Origin of the sequence: Bradyrhizobium sp. SZCCHNRI1009 (assembly GCF_032487575.1) — a bacterium.
Lineage (GTDB): Bacteria > Pseudomonadota > Alphaproteobacteria > Rhizobiales > Xanthobacteraceae > Bradyrhizobium.
Map to the genome: position 1 here is coordinate 225338 of NZ_JAUEUL010000005.1, position 12195 is coordinate 237532.

Annotated in this window: 12 protein-coding genes; 6 read left to right on the forward strand and 6 right to left on the reverse strand. The window is 66.1% G+C overall.

From position 1 onward, the window contains the following. Nucleotides 1–92 precede the first annotated feature (92 nt). From QX010_RS11950 to QX010_RS11965, 4 genes are all read right to left on the reverse strand, one after another. Nucleotides 93–824 (reverse strand): SDR family NAD(P)-dependent oxidoreductase, encoded by a 732-nt coding sequence (locus tag QX010_RS11950; RefSeq protein ID WP_316179664.1) that lies wholly within the window; start codon nucleotides 822–824, stop codon nucleotides 93–95. Then, complete coding sequence (locus QX010_RS11955) at nucleotides 817–2205, reverse strand: fatty acid--CoA ligase family protein (RefSeq protein ID WP_316179666.1); 1389 nt, start codon at nucleotides 2203–2205, stop codon at nucleotides 817–819. The genes QX010_RS11950 and QX010_RS11955 overlap by 8 nt, the downstream gene beginning before the upstream one ends. Next, nucleotides 2192–2437, reverse strand: a complete 246-nt coding sequence (locus QX010_RS11960; protein ID WP_315802699.1) for an acyl carrier protein — start codon at nucleotides 2435–2437, stop codon at nucleotides 2192–2194. The genes QX010_RS11955 and QX010_RS11960 overlap by 14 nt, the downstream gene beginning before the upstream one ends. 127 nt (nucleotides 2438–2564) lie before the next feature. Next, the gene (locus QX010_RS11965) at nucleotides 2565–4370 is read right to left on the reverse strand and encodes a long-chain-acyl-CoA synthetase (RefSeq protein ID WP_316179669.1); all 1806 of its coding nucleotides are present in this window, start codon (nucleotides 4368–4370) and stop codon (nucleotides 2565–2567) included. A gap of 176 nt (nucleotides 4371–4546) precedes the next feature. On the opposite strand from QX010_RS11965, the gene QX010_RS11970 reads away from it, so the two are divergent. After that, complete coding sequence (locus QX010_RS11970; RefSeq protein ID WP_316179671.1) at nucleotides 4547–5527, forward strand: tripartite tricarboxylate transporter substrate binding protein; 981 nt, start codon at nucleotides 4547–4549, stop codon at nucleotides 5525–5527. Nucleotides 5528–5553: 26 nt separating this feature from the next. On the opposite strand, the gene htpG is transcribed toward QX010_RS11970, so the two are convergent. Together htpG and QX010_RS11980 are read right to left on the reverse strand one after the other, a co-directional pair. Next, the gene (htpG, locus tag QX010_RS11975; protein ID WP_316179673.1) at nucleotides 5554–7425 is read right to left on the reverse strand and encodes a molecular chaperone HtpG; all 1872 of its coding nucleotides are present in this window, start codon (nucleotides 7423–7425) and stop codon (nucleotides 5554–5556) included. 68 nt (nucleotides 7426–7493) lie between these two features. Further along, on the reverse strand, nucleotides 7494–8012 hold the full coding sequence (locus tag QX010_RS11980; protein WP_315802695.1) for a MarR family winged helix-turn-helix transcriptional regulator: 519 nt from the start codon (nucleotides 8010–8012) through the stop codon (nucleotides 7494–7496). A gap of 138 nt (nucleotides 8013–8150) precedes the next feature. Here QX010_RS11980 and QX010_RS11985 point away from each other — a divergent pair, with 138 nt between their 5' ends. From QX010_RS11985 to QX010_RS12005, 5 genes are all read left to right on the forward strand, one after another. Next, nucleotides 8151–8693: a VOC family protein gene (locus tag QX010_RS11985; protein WP_315802694.1), complete on the forward strand. Its 543-nt coding sequence runs from the start codon at nucleotides 8151–8153 to the stop codon at nucleotides 8691–8693. 51 nt (nucleotides 8694–8744) lie between these two features. Then, nucleotides 8745–10382 carry an FAD-dependent oxidoreductase gene (locus QX010_RS11990; protein WP_316179676.1) on the forward strand — a complete coding sequence of 546 codons (1638 nt, stop codon included), beginning with the start codon at nucleotides 8745–8747 and terminating at the stop codon, nucleotides 10380–10382. After that, the gene (locus QX010_RS11995) at nucleotides 10379–10573 is read left to right on the forward strand and encodes a DUF2783 domain-containing protein (protein WP_316179677.1); all 195 of its coding nucleotides are present in this window, start codon (nucleotides 10379–10381) and stop codon (nucleotides 10571–10573) included. The genes QX010_RS11990 and QX010_RS11995 overlap by 4 nt, the downstream gene beginning before the upstream one ends. A 238-nt stretch (nucleotides 10574–10811) precedes the next feature. Beyond that, nucleotides 10812–11462, forward strand: coding sequence for an Mpo1-like protein (locus QX010_RS12000; RefSeq protein WP_315802691.1), 651 nt, complete (start codon nucleotides 10812–10814; stop codon nucleotides 11460–11462). A gap of 126 nt (nucleotides 11463–11588) precedes the next feature. After that, nucleotides 11589–11999, forward strand: coding sequence for a hypothetical protein (locus QX010_RS12005; RefSeq protein ID WP_316179679.1), 411 nt, complete (start codon nucleotides 11589–11591; stop codon nucleotides 11997–11999). Nucleotides 12000–12195 lie beyond the last annotated feature (196 nt).

The following is a 12195-nucleotide window of genomic DNA, read 5'->3' on the forward strand; positions in this document are numbered from 1 at the left end:
CGGTTCCGGATTGCGCCGGCACTATCGCTGCTGCCGCCCGTCGGACCCTTGAGCGAAATCAACGGCGAGAGCGACCGATCGCCGCAAATGGCTCAGGCGGTATTGCCTGCATCGACCGTCAGCACGGTGCCGGTGACATTGCGCCCGCCATCGCCGAGCAGGAATTCAACCATCGCCGCCACGTCATCCGTTTCCGGCAGCCGCCGCAACGCGCTGCGGCCGGCGATGCGCCGCTGCTGCTCCTCGTCCATGCTCTGCGTCAGCTCGGTGGCGATGAAGCCCGGTGCGATCGCGTTCACGGTGATGCCGACCTTGCCGACCTCGCGCGCCAGCGAGCGCGTGAAGCCGTTGGCCGCCGCCTTGGTCGCGCCGTAGACGGACAGGCCGTTGTAGCCGGTGGAGGCGATGATCGAGGAGATGTTGATCACCCGCCCCTCGCCCGCGGCCATCATGTGGCGAACGACATATTTCGTCAGGATCATCGGTGCCAGAACGTTCAGCCGCACCAGGGCCTCGATCTCCGAATTGTGCATGGTCGCCAGCAGCCCTTCGGTGCCGAGACCGGCATTGTTGACGAGACCGTAGAGCGGACCGTACTCGTCGCGGACCGACTTCACGAAGGCCGGAAGTTCGTCGACGACGCTGAGATCACAGGCGCGGAAATGAATCCCGGCGCTGCTGGCGCTGAACTCGGCGATCGCAGCGCGCAGTTCCTCGCTTTCCCGGCGGGCCACCGTGACGACGTCATAGCCAGCGCCAGCGAGCCTGCGCGCGATGGCGAGCCCGATGCCGCGGCTGCCGCCGGTGACGAGAACGTTACGCATCGGCGCGCGCCAGCTTGCCGGCCGGTGTGACGTCGAGCGCCGGCACGACACGGATCATCGCCGGCACCTTGTGGGGCGCGAGGCGCGCGCGGCACGCGGCGAGGATCTCATTGCGGACCGCCTCGGTCCGCGCCGGATCGGCATCCGCCGTCAGCACGACCTCGGCGACGACGATGCCGCCGGTGATCGGGCTGCGCCGCGACTTGGCGCGCGACATCCGCACCTCGGGATGGCCATTGATCACGGCCTCGATTTCTTCCGGATGGACCTTGAGCCCGCCGACATTGATGATGCCGTTGCGGCGCCCGACGAAGTAGTAGCGATCGCCGCGCAGCTCGACCATGTCACCGGTATCGACATAACCATCCGTATCGGTCAGGGCAGCCGCAGCGCGTCCGACATAGGCGTGCGCGGCGCGCTTGGAGCGAATGCGCAGCGAGCCGTCCGTGACCTTCATGTCGACGGCCCCGCGGCCTTCGCCGAGCAGCGTCGCAGGAAAACCCTCCAGCCCATCATTGACGGCGAAGCCGACGCCGGCCTCGGTCGAGGCGTAGGCGTGACCGATCGAAGCGCCGGGGAACGCCTGCTTCAATCCGTCGAGCACGGCCTGGTCGGCGATCTCGCCGGAGAGACGCACATAGCGCGGCGCGAAGCCCTCCACTGCCCCACTCATCAGCAGCTTGCGCCAATGCGACGGCGTTCCGGACATGTGCGTAACGCCGCGTGCGTTGAGACGCGCGACGTGGTCCGATAGCCCCTCGCCCGGATCCGACAATACCATGGAGCCGCCGCCGACGATGGCGCGCAGGAAGATCTGCAGGCCGCCATAGCGGCGGATGTCGTAGAACGTCGCCCACACCGGCATGGCTTCGCCAGGTACCGGACGGTCGCCGATGATCGCGCCGCACAGACCGTCCAGCGTATGCCCGACAATCTTTGGCACGCCCGATGTACCCGATGTCAGCATCAGCCATTCGGTGGCGCGCACCGTCTGCACGACCGCGGCAGAAGGCTGCGGCAGGGCGACCTCGATCACGAGATCGACGCCGCAGGCGTCGAAACGCCGGACCTCATCGGTCACGATGGCGTCGATGTCAGCATCGGCAATGATGCTGGCGAGGTGCTCGCCCTTGAGATCCGGCGGACACAGCAGGAGACGTCGTGCGACGCCATCGATCTCGATCAGCGCAAGGCCGGCGAGGAGCTGGCCGGAGGTCGCCAGCAGCACCGAACGTCCGTTGAGCTCTTCGGTGCGGCCGCCGAGGCTGCTTCCGCGCGAGAGCTCGGCGAGCGATATGACGTGACGCGGATCGGAGATCGTCCGTTCGGTCAGCGCGGTCCCGAGATGGTCGCGAAGGGCGAAGATCTCACGCGGGGACATTCTCATAGGCCCCGATGAAGTCGCCTATCGTGTTGGGGAACGTCACATCCTCGGACAGGGTGAACGGATCGACGCCGAGATCGTCCTCGAGACGGGCGACCAGGATGGCGAAAGCGAGCGAGTCGAAGCCGGTCTCATGCAACGTCAGCTCGTCGGTCAGCGGCGGCAGCTTGACCTTCTGTTCTTCCGCAATCTGCTTGATCGCTGCAATGATTCTTAACCGTACCGACATGGGCCAATCCGCTCACTGTTCAAACGATGAAACCGACCATAGGGCCAGAAGGTGAAGGAACCCGGACTGGCCCGCGATGTTTCGGGACCGTTGGTAAATGCCCATCATGGCCTATGATTAAAATCACCTACAAACGAACCTCGCCGGCGAGGATCCGCGCATGCAGATCGCGATCGAGCGGGTAATATGCACCTGTCCCGGCGTCTCGCACGTAGAGCGGCTCGTGCACGACCGACGGATCGAAGCCGTCGCGCATCAGCTCCTGCTTCTTCTGCTTGAATGTTTCAGTCGACTGCAGCGACGACGTGATGCGGAGCGCCACCGGCCGCGCGTAGGACGGCAACCTTCGGGCAAGTTCGACGGAGAGACGATCGAGATCGAAGCTGTCGCCGACGACGAGCGCGGCCATCCCGGCGCGCCCATCGGTCCCCGGCACGACAACACCATAGGTCGATGCTTCCAACACGCCGGGACATTGCAGGATCGCCTCGTTCACCTCGCTGGTCGCGACGTTCTCGCCCTTCCAGCGGAAGGTGTCGCCGAGACGATCGACGAAATAGAAGAAGCCCTGGTCGTCCTGGCGCATCAGGTCACCGGTGCGGAACCAGGCATCGCCCTTCTCGAAGACGTCGCGCAGGATCTTCTTCTCCGTCTCGCCCGTATCGGTATAGCCTTCGAAGCGACCGCCTCCCTTGTCCGCCGTACCGATGCGGCCAATGGCCTCGCCGATCTCGCCGCGCGTGCAGACGAGGCACCGTCCGTCAGCTCCGCGCAGGGGTGCGCGCTGGTCGGCGTCCAGCTTGATGATTTCGGCGGGAAAGCGATGCGCGAGCAGCGACGGCACGCGCCCGATCGATCCCACCCTGCCCTCGACATTGTAGAGCGAGAAGTTGCCTTCGGTCGCGGCATAGAATTCCAGCACTTGAGGAATGCGGAAACGCGCCTGGAATGCCTCCCAGACGTCACCGCGCATGCCGTTGCCGCAGGCGAGCCGCAGCCGATGCGCGCGGTCGAAATCGGACGGCGCGGCGGCCAGCAGATAGCGGCAGAGCTCGCCGATATATTGCAGCAGCGTGCAATCGTGACGGACGATGTCGCGCCAGAAATTGCGCACCGAGAATTTCTCGGCGAGCACCGCGGCTCCCCCGGCGCGCAGCATGCTGCAGGGCGCGACGATGCCGCCGACGGAATGATAGACCGGCAGACAGTCATAGAGGCGATCGTCGGGACCTGCGCCGGTGAGGCCGGCAAACCATCCGCCCCAGTTCATGATGCGGCGATGGCTGATGCTGGCGGCCTTGGGCAGGCCCGTCGTGCCGGAGGTGTAGATCAGCAGCGCGCGGTCGTTGATCGTCACAGCGCGGCGCTCGGTTGGGTCGAGCGCGTGCGTATCCATCGCGGCGATCGCGACGTCGAGATCGCCGCCGTCGGCAAACCAGACACGCGGCCCGCCCGCGATCAACGGCGCAACCTCCGTATAGGCTTCGTGGAAGTCCTTGGAGACGATCACATGGATTGGCCGGGCCACATTGATGCAATGCGCGAGCGACGGTCCGATGAGATTGGCGTTGATGAGCGCAACAACACCGCCGACGCGGCTGATCCCGAGCCAGGCGGCCAAGTAGTCGGGCCGGCTCGGCATCATCAAGGCGACCGTGTGGCCAGGCCCGATGCCGTTGGCCAACGCCCAGCGGGCGTATCGGCTGATGCGCGCAGACAGGGCGGAATAGCTCAGCGTCTCGCGATCGGAGATCAGCGCCGGCCGTTCGGGCTGCTTCGCAGCCCAGTCGTCCACCACGTCGGCGAACAGCCGCGTGGGCTCTGCTTCGATGCGCGAGGTCAGCTCGATCGCTCTCAACCAGATCTTCGCCGCCGACGGGCTCCGAGGGGCCGTGCTGAGTTCCACAGATCGATCCAACGGCCCGGAGTTCATGAACGCCCTCACCCCAATTCGGCGTGCTTATAGGCGGTGTGGCCTCACCAGCCGTTAATCGGGAGGGTTAACCGGCCGAGAGTGCGTCGCTGTTGATGCGAATGCGATCCTTTACGAAGTTCTCGGAAATGCCGGTTAGCGTACCGCTCCCAGAACATGCCAACGCGAAGGCCGGCATGCCCAAGGACACGATGACACGACGCGCATTGCTGCGCTGCGCCGCCTGGAGCAGTGTTGCAGCCATGACTTCGACCACGGCGTTCGCCGGAGTTGATGCGCCCTATCCGGCTCAGCCCGTCACCTGGGTCATTCCGTTTGCCCCGGGCGGAGCCACCGGCCGGCTGTCGCTGCTGATCTGCGATCAGCTGACCCGCCGACTGGGCCAGCCCTTCGTGCTCGATCACCGGCCGGGTGCGGGCGGCGCGACCGCCACCAAGAGCGTCGCGAGCGCCGCGCCGGACGGCTATACGATCCTTGCGACCTCGACCGCCAACGTCATCACCGCCTCGACCGACCGCTCGCCCGACGGCGATCTCATCCCCGTCGCCGGCATGGCGCGCATGCCGCTGCTGCTGCTGGTCAGCCGGCAGCTGCCTGTCAAGACGCTGCCCGAATTCCTGGCCTATGCCAAGGCCAACCCGGGCAAGCTCAGCGTCGGCTCCGCCGGTCCCGGCACCGTCCAGCTGCTGTCGGCCGAGCTGTTCCGGACACTCGGCGGCCTCACGTGGTCGACTGTGCACTATCGTGGCTCGGGTCCGGCCCTGACCGACCTCGCCTCCGGCCACATCCACGCGATGTTCGACAACGCCGCTTCCGCCGTCGACCTTTTGCGCAGCGGCAAGGTCCGGGCGCTGGCCGTCACGACGCGCGAGCACGCCGCCGCCTTCCCCGATCTGCCGCCGGTCGCCGACGTGCTGCCGGCGTTCGAAACCTCCGGCTTCTATGGCGTCGCCGTGCCGCACGGCACGCCGAAAGCCATCGTCGAGCTGCTCAACCGCGAGATCAACGCCGCGCTGGCCGATCCCGACATCAGCAGGCAGTTCGCCGAGGTCGGCGCCACGCCGCTCATCGGCGACGTCGGCGTCTACACCGCGACCTACCGCGCCGAGATCATGCACTGGCGCAAGCTGGTGCCGCAGGTGAGCGCGAAGAACTGACCTCCGCGCCCGGCGACCCGCCTGCCTCAGGCCCCCGCGACGCCCTGCAGCACCAGCCGGTTGAGACGGGCCGCGAAGGCGGCCGGATCCTCCGGCAGTTCGCCGTCGAGGATCTGCGCCTGCTCGAGCAGCAGGAACGACAGATCGTCGACCTTGGCCTTGTCGGCGGCGGCCTTGGCGACCGCCACGACCAGCGGATGGCGCAGATTGATCTCGAGGATCGGCTTGGTGCGCGCCCCGCGCGCCTGCTGCGAGAGGATGCGCTCCAGCTCGCGATCGGGACCATGGCTGCCGGCCACCAGGCACGACGCGCTGGTGGTGAGCCGGGTCGAGACCTTCACGTCGGTGACGTGATCGCCGAGGCTCGCCTTGATCAACGCGATCGTGTTGGCCTCGTCGGCCGCCGGCTGCGCCTCGTCCTCGGCCTTCGGCTCCGTCACCGGGATCGGATCGAAGTTGATGTCGCCCTGGCTCAGCGACTTCAGCGGCTTGCCGTCATATTCGAGCCGCGCCGAGGTCCAGAACGCATCGACCGGATCGGTCAAGAGCAGCACCTCGACGCCACGTGCCTTGGCCGCCTCGAGCCGCGGATTGGACTTCAGCCGCTCGATGCTGTCACCGACCAGGAAGTAGATCTCGGTCTGGTTCTCCTTGAGGCCCTCGACATATTGCTTCAGCGAGCGCTTCTCGCCGGTCGTCGTGGTGAAGCGCGCCAGCGCCAGCAGCTTGTCACGGCGCTCGAAGTCCTCGTAGAGTCCCTCCTTGATGACGGCGCCGAAGGAGTCCCAGATCTTGTCGAAGTTCTCGGCGTCCTTCTCGGCCAGCTGCTCCAGCTCGCTGATCACCCGCGTCGTCACCGCTTTGCGGATCTGCGCCAGCTGCGGATTGTTCTGCAGCATCTCGCGCGACAGATTGAGCGGCAGATCCTCACTGTCGATCACGCCGCGGATGAAGCGCAGGTACGCCGGCATCAGGTCGGCGTCGTCGGTGATGAAGACGCGGCGGACATAGAGTTTGACCTTGCCCTTGCGCGCCGGCTCGAACAGGTCGAACGGCTTGGTCGAGGGCGCGAACAGCAGCACGGCATAGGAATAGCGGCCCTCGGCGCGGTAGTGCAGCGTCATCGCCGGCTCGTCGAACGCATGCGCGATCGACTTGTAGGCCTTGCTGTAGTCCTCCGGCGTCAGCTCGGATTTGGAGCGCTGCCATAGCGCGCTGGCGGAGTTGATCTGGCGCGGCTCGCCCTCCTCCGGCACTAGCATGATCGGGAACTGGATGTTGTCGGAATAGGCGGTGACGATGCGCTCGATCTCATAGGTTTCGAGATATTTCTTCGCGTCGTCCTTGAGGTGCAGCACGATCTCGGTGCCGCGCGCAACCCGCTTGGCATCCTCCTCGGACGCGGGCGCCACCTCGAAGCCCGCCCCGCCCGACGAGGTCCAGGTCCAGACCTCGCCGCCGCCGGCGCGGCGGCTGATCACCTGGATGCGGTCGGCGACCATGAAGGCCGAATAGAAGCCGACGCCGAACTGGCCGATCAGGCCGGTGCCGTCCTTGGCCTCGGCCAGCTTCTGCACGAACGCCTTGGTGCCGGAGCGGGCGATGGTGCCGAGATGGTCGATCAGCTCCTGGCGCTCCATGCCGATGCCGCTGTCGGCAATGGTCAGCGTGTCGGCGGCCTTGTTCGGGATGATGCGGATCTGCGGCGCCTCGCCGTCGCCGATCAGATCGGGCCTGGCGATCGCCTCGTAACGCAGCTTGTCACAGGCGTCCGAGGCATTCGAAATCAGCTCGCGCAGGAAAATGTCGGTCTCGGAGTAGACCGAATGCACCATCAGATGGAGCAGCTCGGAGACTTCGGCCTGGAAGGAATGGCTAACGGTGGCGGTGTCGGTCATCGTCGTACGTTGGCCCATGCTATCAGGGGTGGAGAGAGACCGTCGATATAGCGCGGCGGCGGCACCGATCAAGCCTTTCGGCCAGGGGGATCGTCGACCGATCGTTCGGCGGCCGCGAGCAGCTTGTCGATGACCGTGTCGAGGGTCGCGATCTCGGCGGCCGAAAGCACGCTCAGCAGATCGGCCTCGCGCGCCAGCGCATGGGGCACGATCCTGCGGTACAGCCCTCTGCCGGCAGCCGTCAACGCCACGATCCGCTCGCGGCCGTCCGCGGGATCGCGGCTCCGGCTGACGATGCCGCGGGCCTCCAGGCTCTGCATGGCGCGGCTGACATTCATCTTGTCGAGAGTCGTCAGCCGGCCGATCTCCTTGGTCGGCAGCCGCGGCTGCTCGCCGAGCGCCGCCAGGATCCGCCATTCCTGGCGCGACAGCGCGAAGCGGTCGGCATAGACCTCCGCCACCGCCAGCGACACCTGCTCGGCGAGCCGGGCAAGCCGGTAGGGAAAATAGCGCTGCAGCCGAAGCTCGGGCTCGGCGGCCCCCTCTCCATTTGTCCGGCCGCGGGTCTCGTTGGCCACCTTCGTCATCGCATCCCCTGCCTTCGTCCGTTCCAGGCGCTCGTCCCGGCGACCTCGATCAGATCCACATCGGGTTGATCTGGATCAAAGCCACACAATCGTATCATTCGTTACTATCCTGCCAACAATGATCATGGGAGGACCATCGTGCAGATCGAGAAGATTCATCACGTCGCCTATCGCTGCGTCGACGCCAAGGCCACCGTCGAGTTCTATAAGAAGGTCCTCAACATGGACCTGCTCGGCGCGATCGCCGAGGACAAGGTGCCCTCGACCAAGGCGCCAGATCCCTACATGCACATCTTCCTCGATGCCGGGAACGGCAACATCCTCGCCTTCTTCGAGCTGCCGAACTCGCCGCCGATGGGGCGCGATCCGAACACGCCGGAATGGACCCAGCACATCGCCTTCCAGGTGAAGGACATGGAGGAGCTCGAGGAAGCCAAGGCCCGCGCCGAGGCCGCCGGTCTCGACGTCGTCGGCATCACCGACCACACCATCTTCAAGTCGATCTATTTCCATGATCCGAGCGGCCACCGGCTGGAGATCGCGGCCTGGACCGCGACGCCGGAGCAGATCACGCGGATGAAGTCGGTCGCCCACGCCATGGTCGACGAATGGGCCACGACCAGGAAGCCGCCGCGGCACACCGCCTGGATGCACGAGAAGGAATTCGCCGGCAGCGACTGAGCGATTGCTCGTTCCGACAGTCCCGACCGCAACGCGCCAGGCGAGGCAGCCATGAGCAACTATGTCTATCCGCGATTTCCCTATGTCTGCTCGGCGGAGCAGCGCAGCGGCGAGACCCGCCGCCATCCGATCGTCGTGATCGGCGCCGGGCCGATCGGCCTCACCGCGGCGCTCGATGTCGCCGCCCGCGGCCAGCCGGTGGTCGTGCTCGACGACAACGACACCGTCAGCATCGGCTCGCGCGCGGTGTGCTACGCCAAGCGCCCGCTGGAGATCTGGGACCGGCTCGGCTGTGCCGCGCCGATGGTCGAGAAAGGCGTGAGCTGGAACATCGGCAAGGTGTTCTTCCGCGACCAGCTCTCCTATCAGTTCGACCTGCTGCCCGAGCCCGACCATCGCTGGCCGGCGATGATCAACCTGCAGCAATACTATCTGGAGGAGATCCTGGTCGACGCCTGCAGCAGGAGCCCGCTGGTCGATCTGCGCTGGAAGCATCGCCTCGTCAGCCTGAAGCAGAGCGAGGATTGCGCGCAGCTCGCGGTGGAGACGCCCGACGGCATCTTCACCATGGAGGCGCAATGGGTGATCGCCTGCGACGGCGCCAATTCCGACACCCGCCGGATGGTCGGCGCCGAGTTCACCGGCCAGTTCTTCCAGGACCGCTTCCTGATCGCCGACGTCAGGATGAAGGCGGACTTCCCCACCGAGCGCTGGTTCTGGTTCGACCCGCCGTTCCACCCGGGACAGTCGGTGCTGCTGCATCGCCAATCGGACAACATCTGGCGCATCGACTTCCAGCTCGGCTGGGACGCCAATCCGGACGAGGAGAAGAAGCCCGAGCGCGTGATTCCGCGCATCCGGGCGATGCTCGGCGAGACCGCCGAGTTCGAGCTGGAATGGGTGTCGATCTATCAGTTCGCCTGCCGAAGGATCGACAATTTCCGCCGGGGACGCGTGCTGTTCGCCGGCGACGCAGCGCACCAGGTGTCGCCGTTCGGCGCCCGCGGCGCCAACACCGGCGTGCAGGACATCGACAACCTCGCCTGGAAGCTGGCAATGGTGCTGCGCGGCGAGGCACCGGAGAGCCTGATCGACAGCTATCACGAGGAACGCGCCTTTGCCGCCGACGACAACATCCTGAACTCGACACGGGCGACCGATTTCATCACGCCGAAGACACAAGCGAGCCGCACCTTCCGCGACGCCGTGCTCGACCTCGCGCAGCATCACGCTTTTGCGCGGCCGCTGGTCAACAGCGGCCGGCTGTCGACGCCGACGCCCTATGCCACATCGTCCCTGAACACGCCCGACGGCGGGGGCGTCCCCGGCGCGATGACGCCTGGGACCAATGCCGCGGACGCGCCGGTGATGGTCGCGGGCGAGCCCGGCTGGTTCCTGAACTGCCTCGGCTCGGGCTTCACGGTTGTCACCTTCGACAACGCCGTCACCGCCGAGCAGCTCAGCATCGACGGCATCACGGCGCGGGTGCTCGTCGTCGGCCGCGACCTCGCCGATCCCAAGGGCCTGCTCGCGGCACGATACGGCGCCTCGCCCGGCACGACCTATCTGTTCCGCCCCGATCAATATGTCACCGCCCGCTGGCCGCAGTTCGACGGGGACGCGATCACGGATGCGGTCCGGCGCGCCTGCGGCAAGTGCGGCGCGGTCCAGCAGGAGCTTGCAGCATGAGCCTCACCCTCACCCCGAACATTCGCGATCCCGACGACTTCTATGCCGAGCTGATCGGTGGCCAGCGCGACCTCAGCGAGGACGAGGCCCTGCGCATGAACGCCAGGCTCGTGCTGCTGCTCGCCAACCATATCGGTGACCGCGCGATCCTGAGCGAGGCGATCCGGCTGGCAAGGTCGCCCGCCGGCTGATGCAGGCCGCAACACGTCACATCGGCCGCCGGCTTTGATCCGGATCAAAGCCGTTTCTCCGCATTCTGCGGCAGACAGAGAAACCTGCCTGCGAGTCGTGCTCCGGCACAGAGTCCGGCACATTGCGGCTCCTGATCCGCTCCCGGCCGGTTTCACTGTGACAACATCATAATGTCACGCCACCTTCACTGAGGCCCTCTACGTCTTCGCCTCGTTCCACAACGGCACGGGGATTCGCATGTCGCGCTACTACAAGACGCTGCAGACGCAGCGCTTCGACGACTATCGCTACTATCATCAGAGCCGGATCAATCAGACGCTGCACCTGATCAGCGCCGTGATCTTCCTCGTGTGCTATGCGCTGCTGTTCAAGGATCCGGCGATGGCCGGCCTGGTCGGCTGGCTGGCGATGCTGACGCGGCAGACCGGGCACTTCTTCTTCGAACCGAACGGCTATGACCACGTCAACGGCGTCAGCAATGACTACAAGGAGGCGGTCAAGGTCGGCTACAATCAGACCCGCAAGATCGTGCTGCTGACGGTGTGGGGCCTGGTGCCGGTGGCGCTGTTCGCGTTTCCGACGCTGTTCGGCCTGTTCGCCGAGCCGGCCGGCCGGATGGACTTCGTCCGCCACGTCGGCCTGCTCTGGCTCGCGGTCGGCATCGGCGGCGGTCTGTTTCGCGTCATCCAGCTGTTTGCGACGCAGGATGTCCCGACCGGCCTGATCTGGGCCTTCAAGGTGCTGACCGACCCGTTCCACAACATCGCGCTGTACTGGAAGTCGCCGCTGGCGCTGCTGCGTGGCGAGTTGATCGATCCGACCATCAAGGACGCCTCGCATTGGGGCGCCGCCGAGGACGAGGCCGAAGAAGCCGCGCATCTCACCTGATCGCGAGTTCCCGCCGCGGGACCGTCCCGCGGCGGGCGTCGTCGGAGTGACGGGCTTCAACACCGTGGAACGACTCTCCTGCTGCGCCGTTGCGGGCTTAGTGCTGGTGGCCTTCAGGAGCTTTCCATGTGTGACTACAGCCTCCATACTGTTGCTTCCCGTGACGCCAAGACTGCCGACGTGCTGGTCTCCTGTCGATTTCCCGGCACGGAGACCCGCGGCTTCTGCACCAAGGACGACCCGTTGACCGCGGTGTGCCTGCGTCCAGGCACCGAACTCGCCTTCGAGGGCGACGTGCGCCTCAAGGGCTTCTTCTTCCGCCGCAAGGTCGGGGCGCATCTCGCCCGCTTCCGCCAGGTCGACACCAACAAGCCGACTGAACATCACGATGCGCTCGAATTCTCCAATGGCCGGATCGTCAAGGTCACCGACCTGGCCACCGGCCAGCGCGCCCGCGTGGTGCAGATGCCGGCCGACCCGGCCGCCCGGCGCACGACCACGCCGCTCACGATCGAGCTGCGGGCGACGCAGCTCTGAAGACGTCGACATGGCCGGCGTCAGCGCCGAGGCGGCGCTGACATCGGGCATGACCGGCTGAAGACAATGCGCGTCGTCGAAGGCTGCGCGCCCGCCCCCTGATGTCATCCTGAACATGTGATCTTGCATGCGTGCTCGCGATCCCGCGGCACGATCGGTGCCCGGGTGATGCGGCCGTCAGCCCTCTCGACGAGAG

Coding starts and splice junctions, on each gene's coding strand:
- QX010_RS11965 (WP_316179669.1), bottom strand. CDS start 4,370: ATGAACTCCGGGCCGTTGGATCGATCTGTGGAACTCAGCACGGCCCCT.
- QX010_RS12005 (WP_316179679.1), top strand. CDS start 11,589: ATGTGTGACTACAGCCTCCATACTGTTGCTTCCCGTGACGCCAAGACT.
- QX010_RS11950 (WP_316179664.1), bottom strand. CDS start 824: ATGCGTAACGTTCTCGTCACCGGCGGCAGCCGCGGCATCGGGCTCGCC.
- QX010_RS11990 (WP_316179676.1), top strand. CDS start 8,745: ATGAGCAACTATGTCTATCCGCGATTTCCCTATGTCTGCTCGGCGGAG.
- htpG (WP_316179673.1), bottom strand. CDS start 7,425: ATGACCGACACCGCCACCGTTAGCCATTCCTTCCAGGCCGAAGTCTCC.
- QX010_RS11970 (WP_316179671.1), top strand. CDS start 4,547: ATGCCCAAGGACACGATGACACGACGCGCATTGCTGCGCTGCGCCGCC.
- QX010_RS11955 (WP_316179666.1), bottom strand. CDS start 2,205: ATGTCCCCGCGTGAGATCTTCGCCCTTCGCGACCATCTCGGGACCGCG.
- QX010_RS12000 (WP_315802691.1), top strand. CDS start 10,812: ATGTCGCGCTACTACAAGACGCTGCAGACGCAGCGCTTCGACGACTAT.
- QX010_RS11995 (WP_316179677.1), top strand. CDS start 10,379: ATGAGCCTCACCCTCACCCCGAACATTCGCGATCCCGACGACTTCTAT.
- QX010_RS11980 (WP_315802695.1), bottom strand. CDS start 8,012: ATGACGAAGGTGGCCAACGAGACCCGCGGCCGGACAAATGGAGAGGGG.
- QX010_RS11960 (WP_315802699.1), bottom strand. CDS start 2,437: ATGTCGGTACGGTTAAGAATCATTGCAGCGATCAAGCAGATTGCGGAA.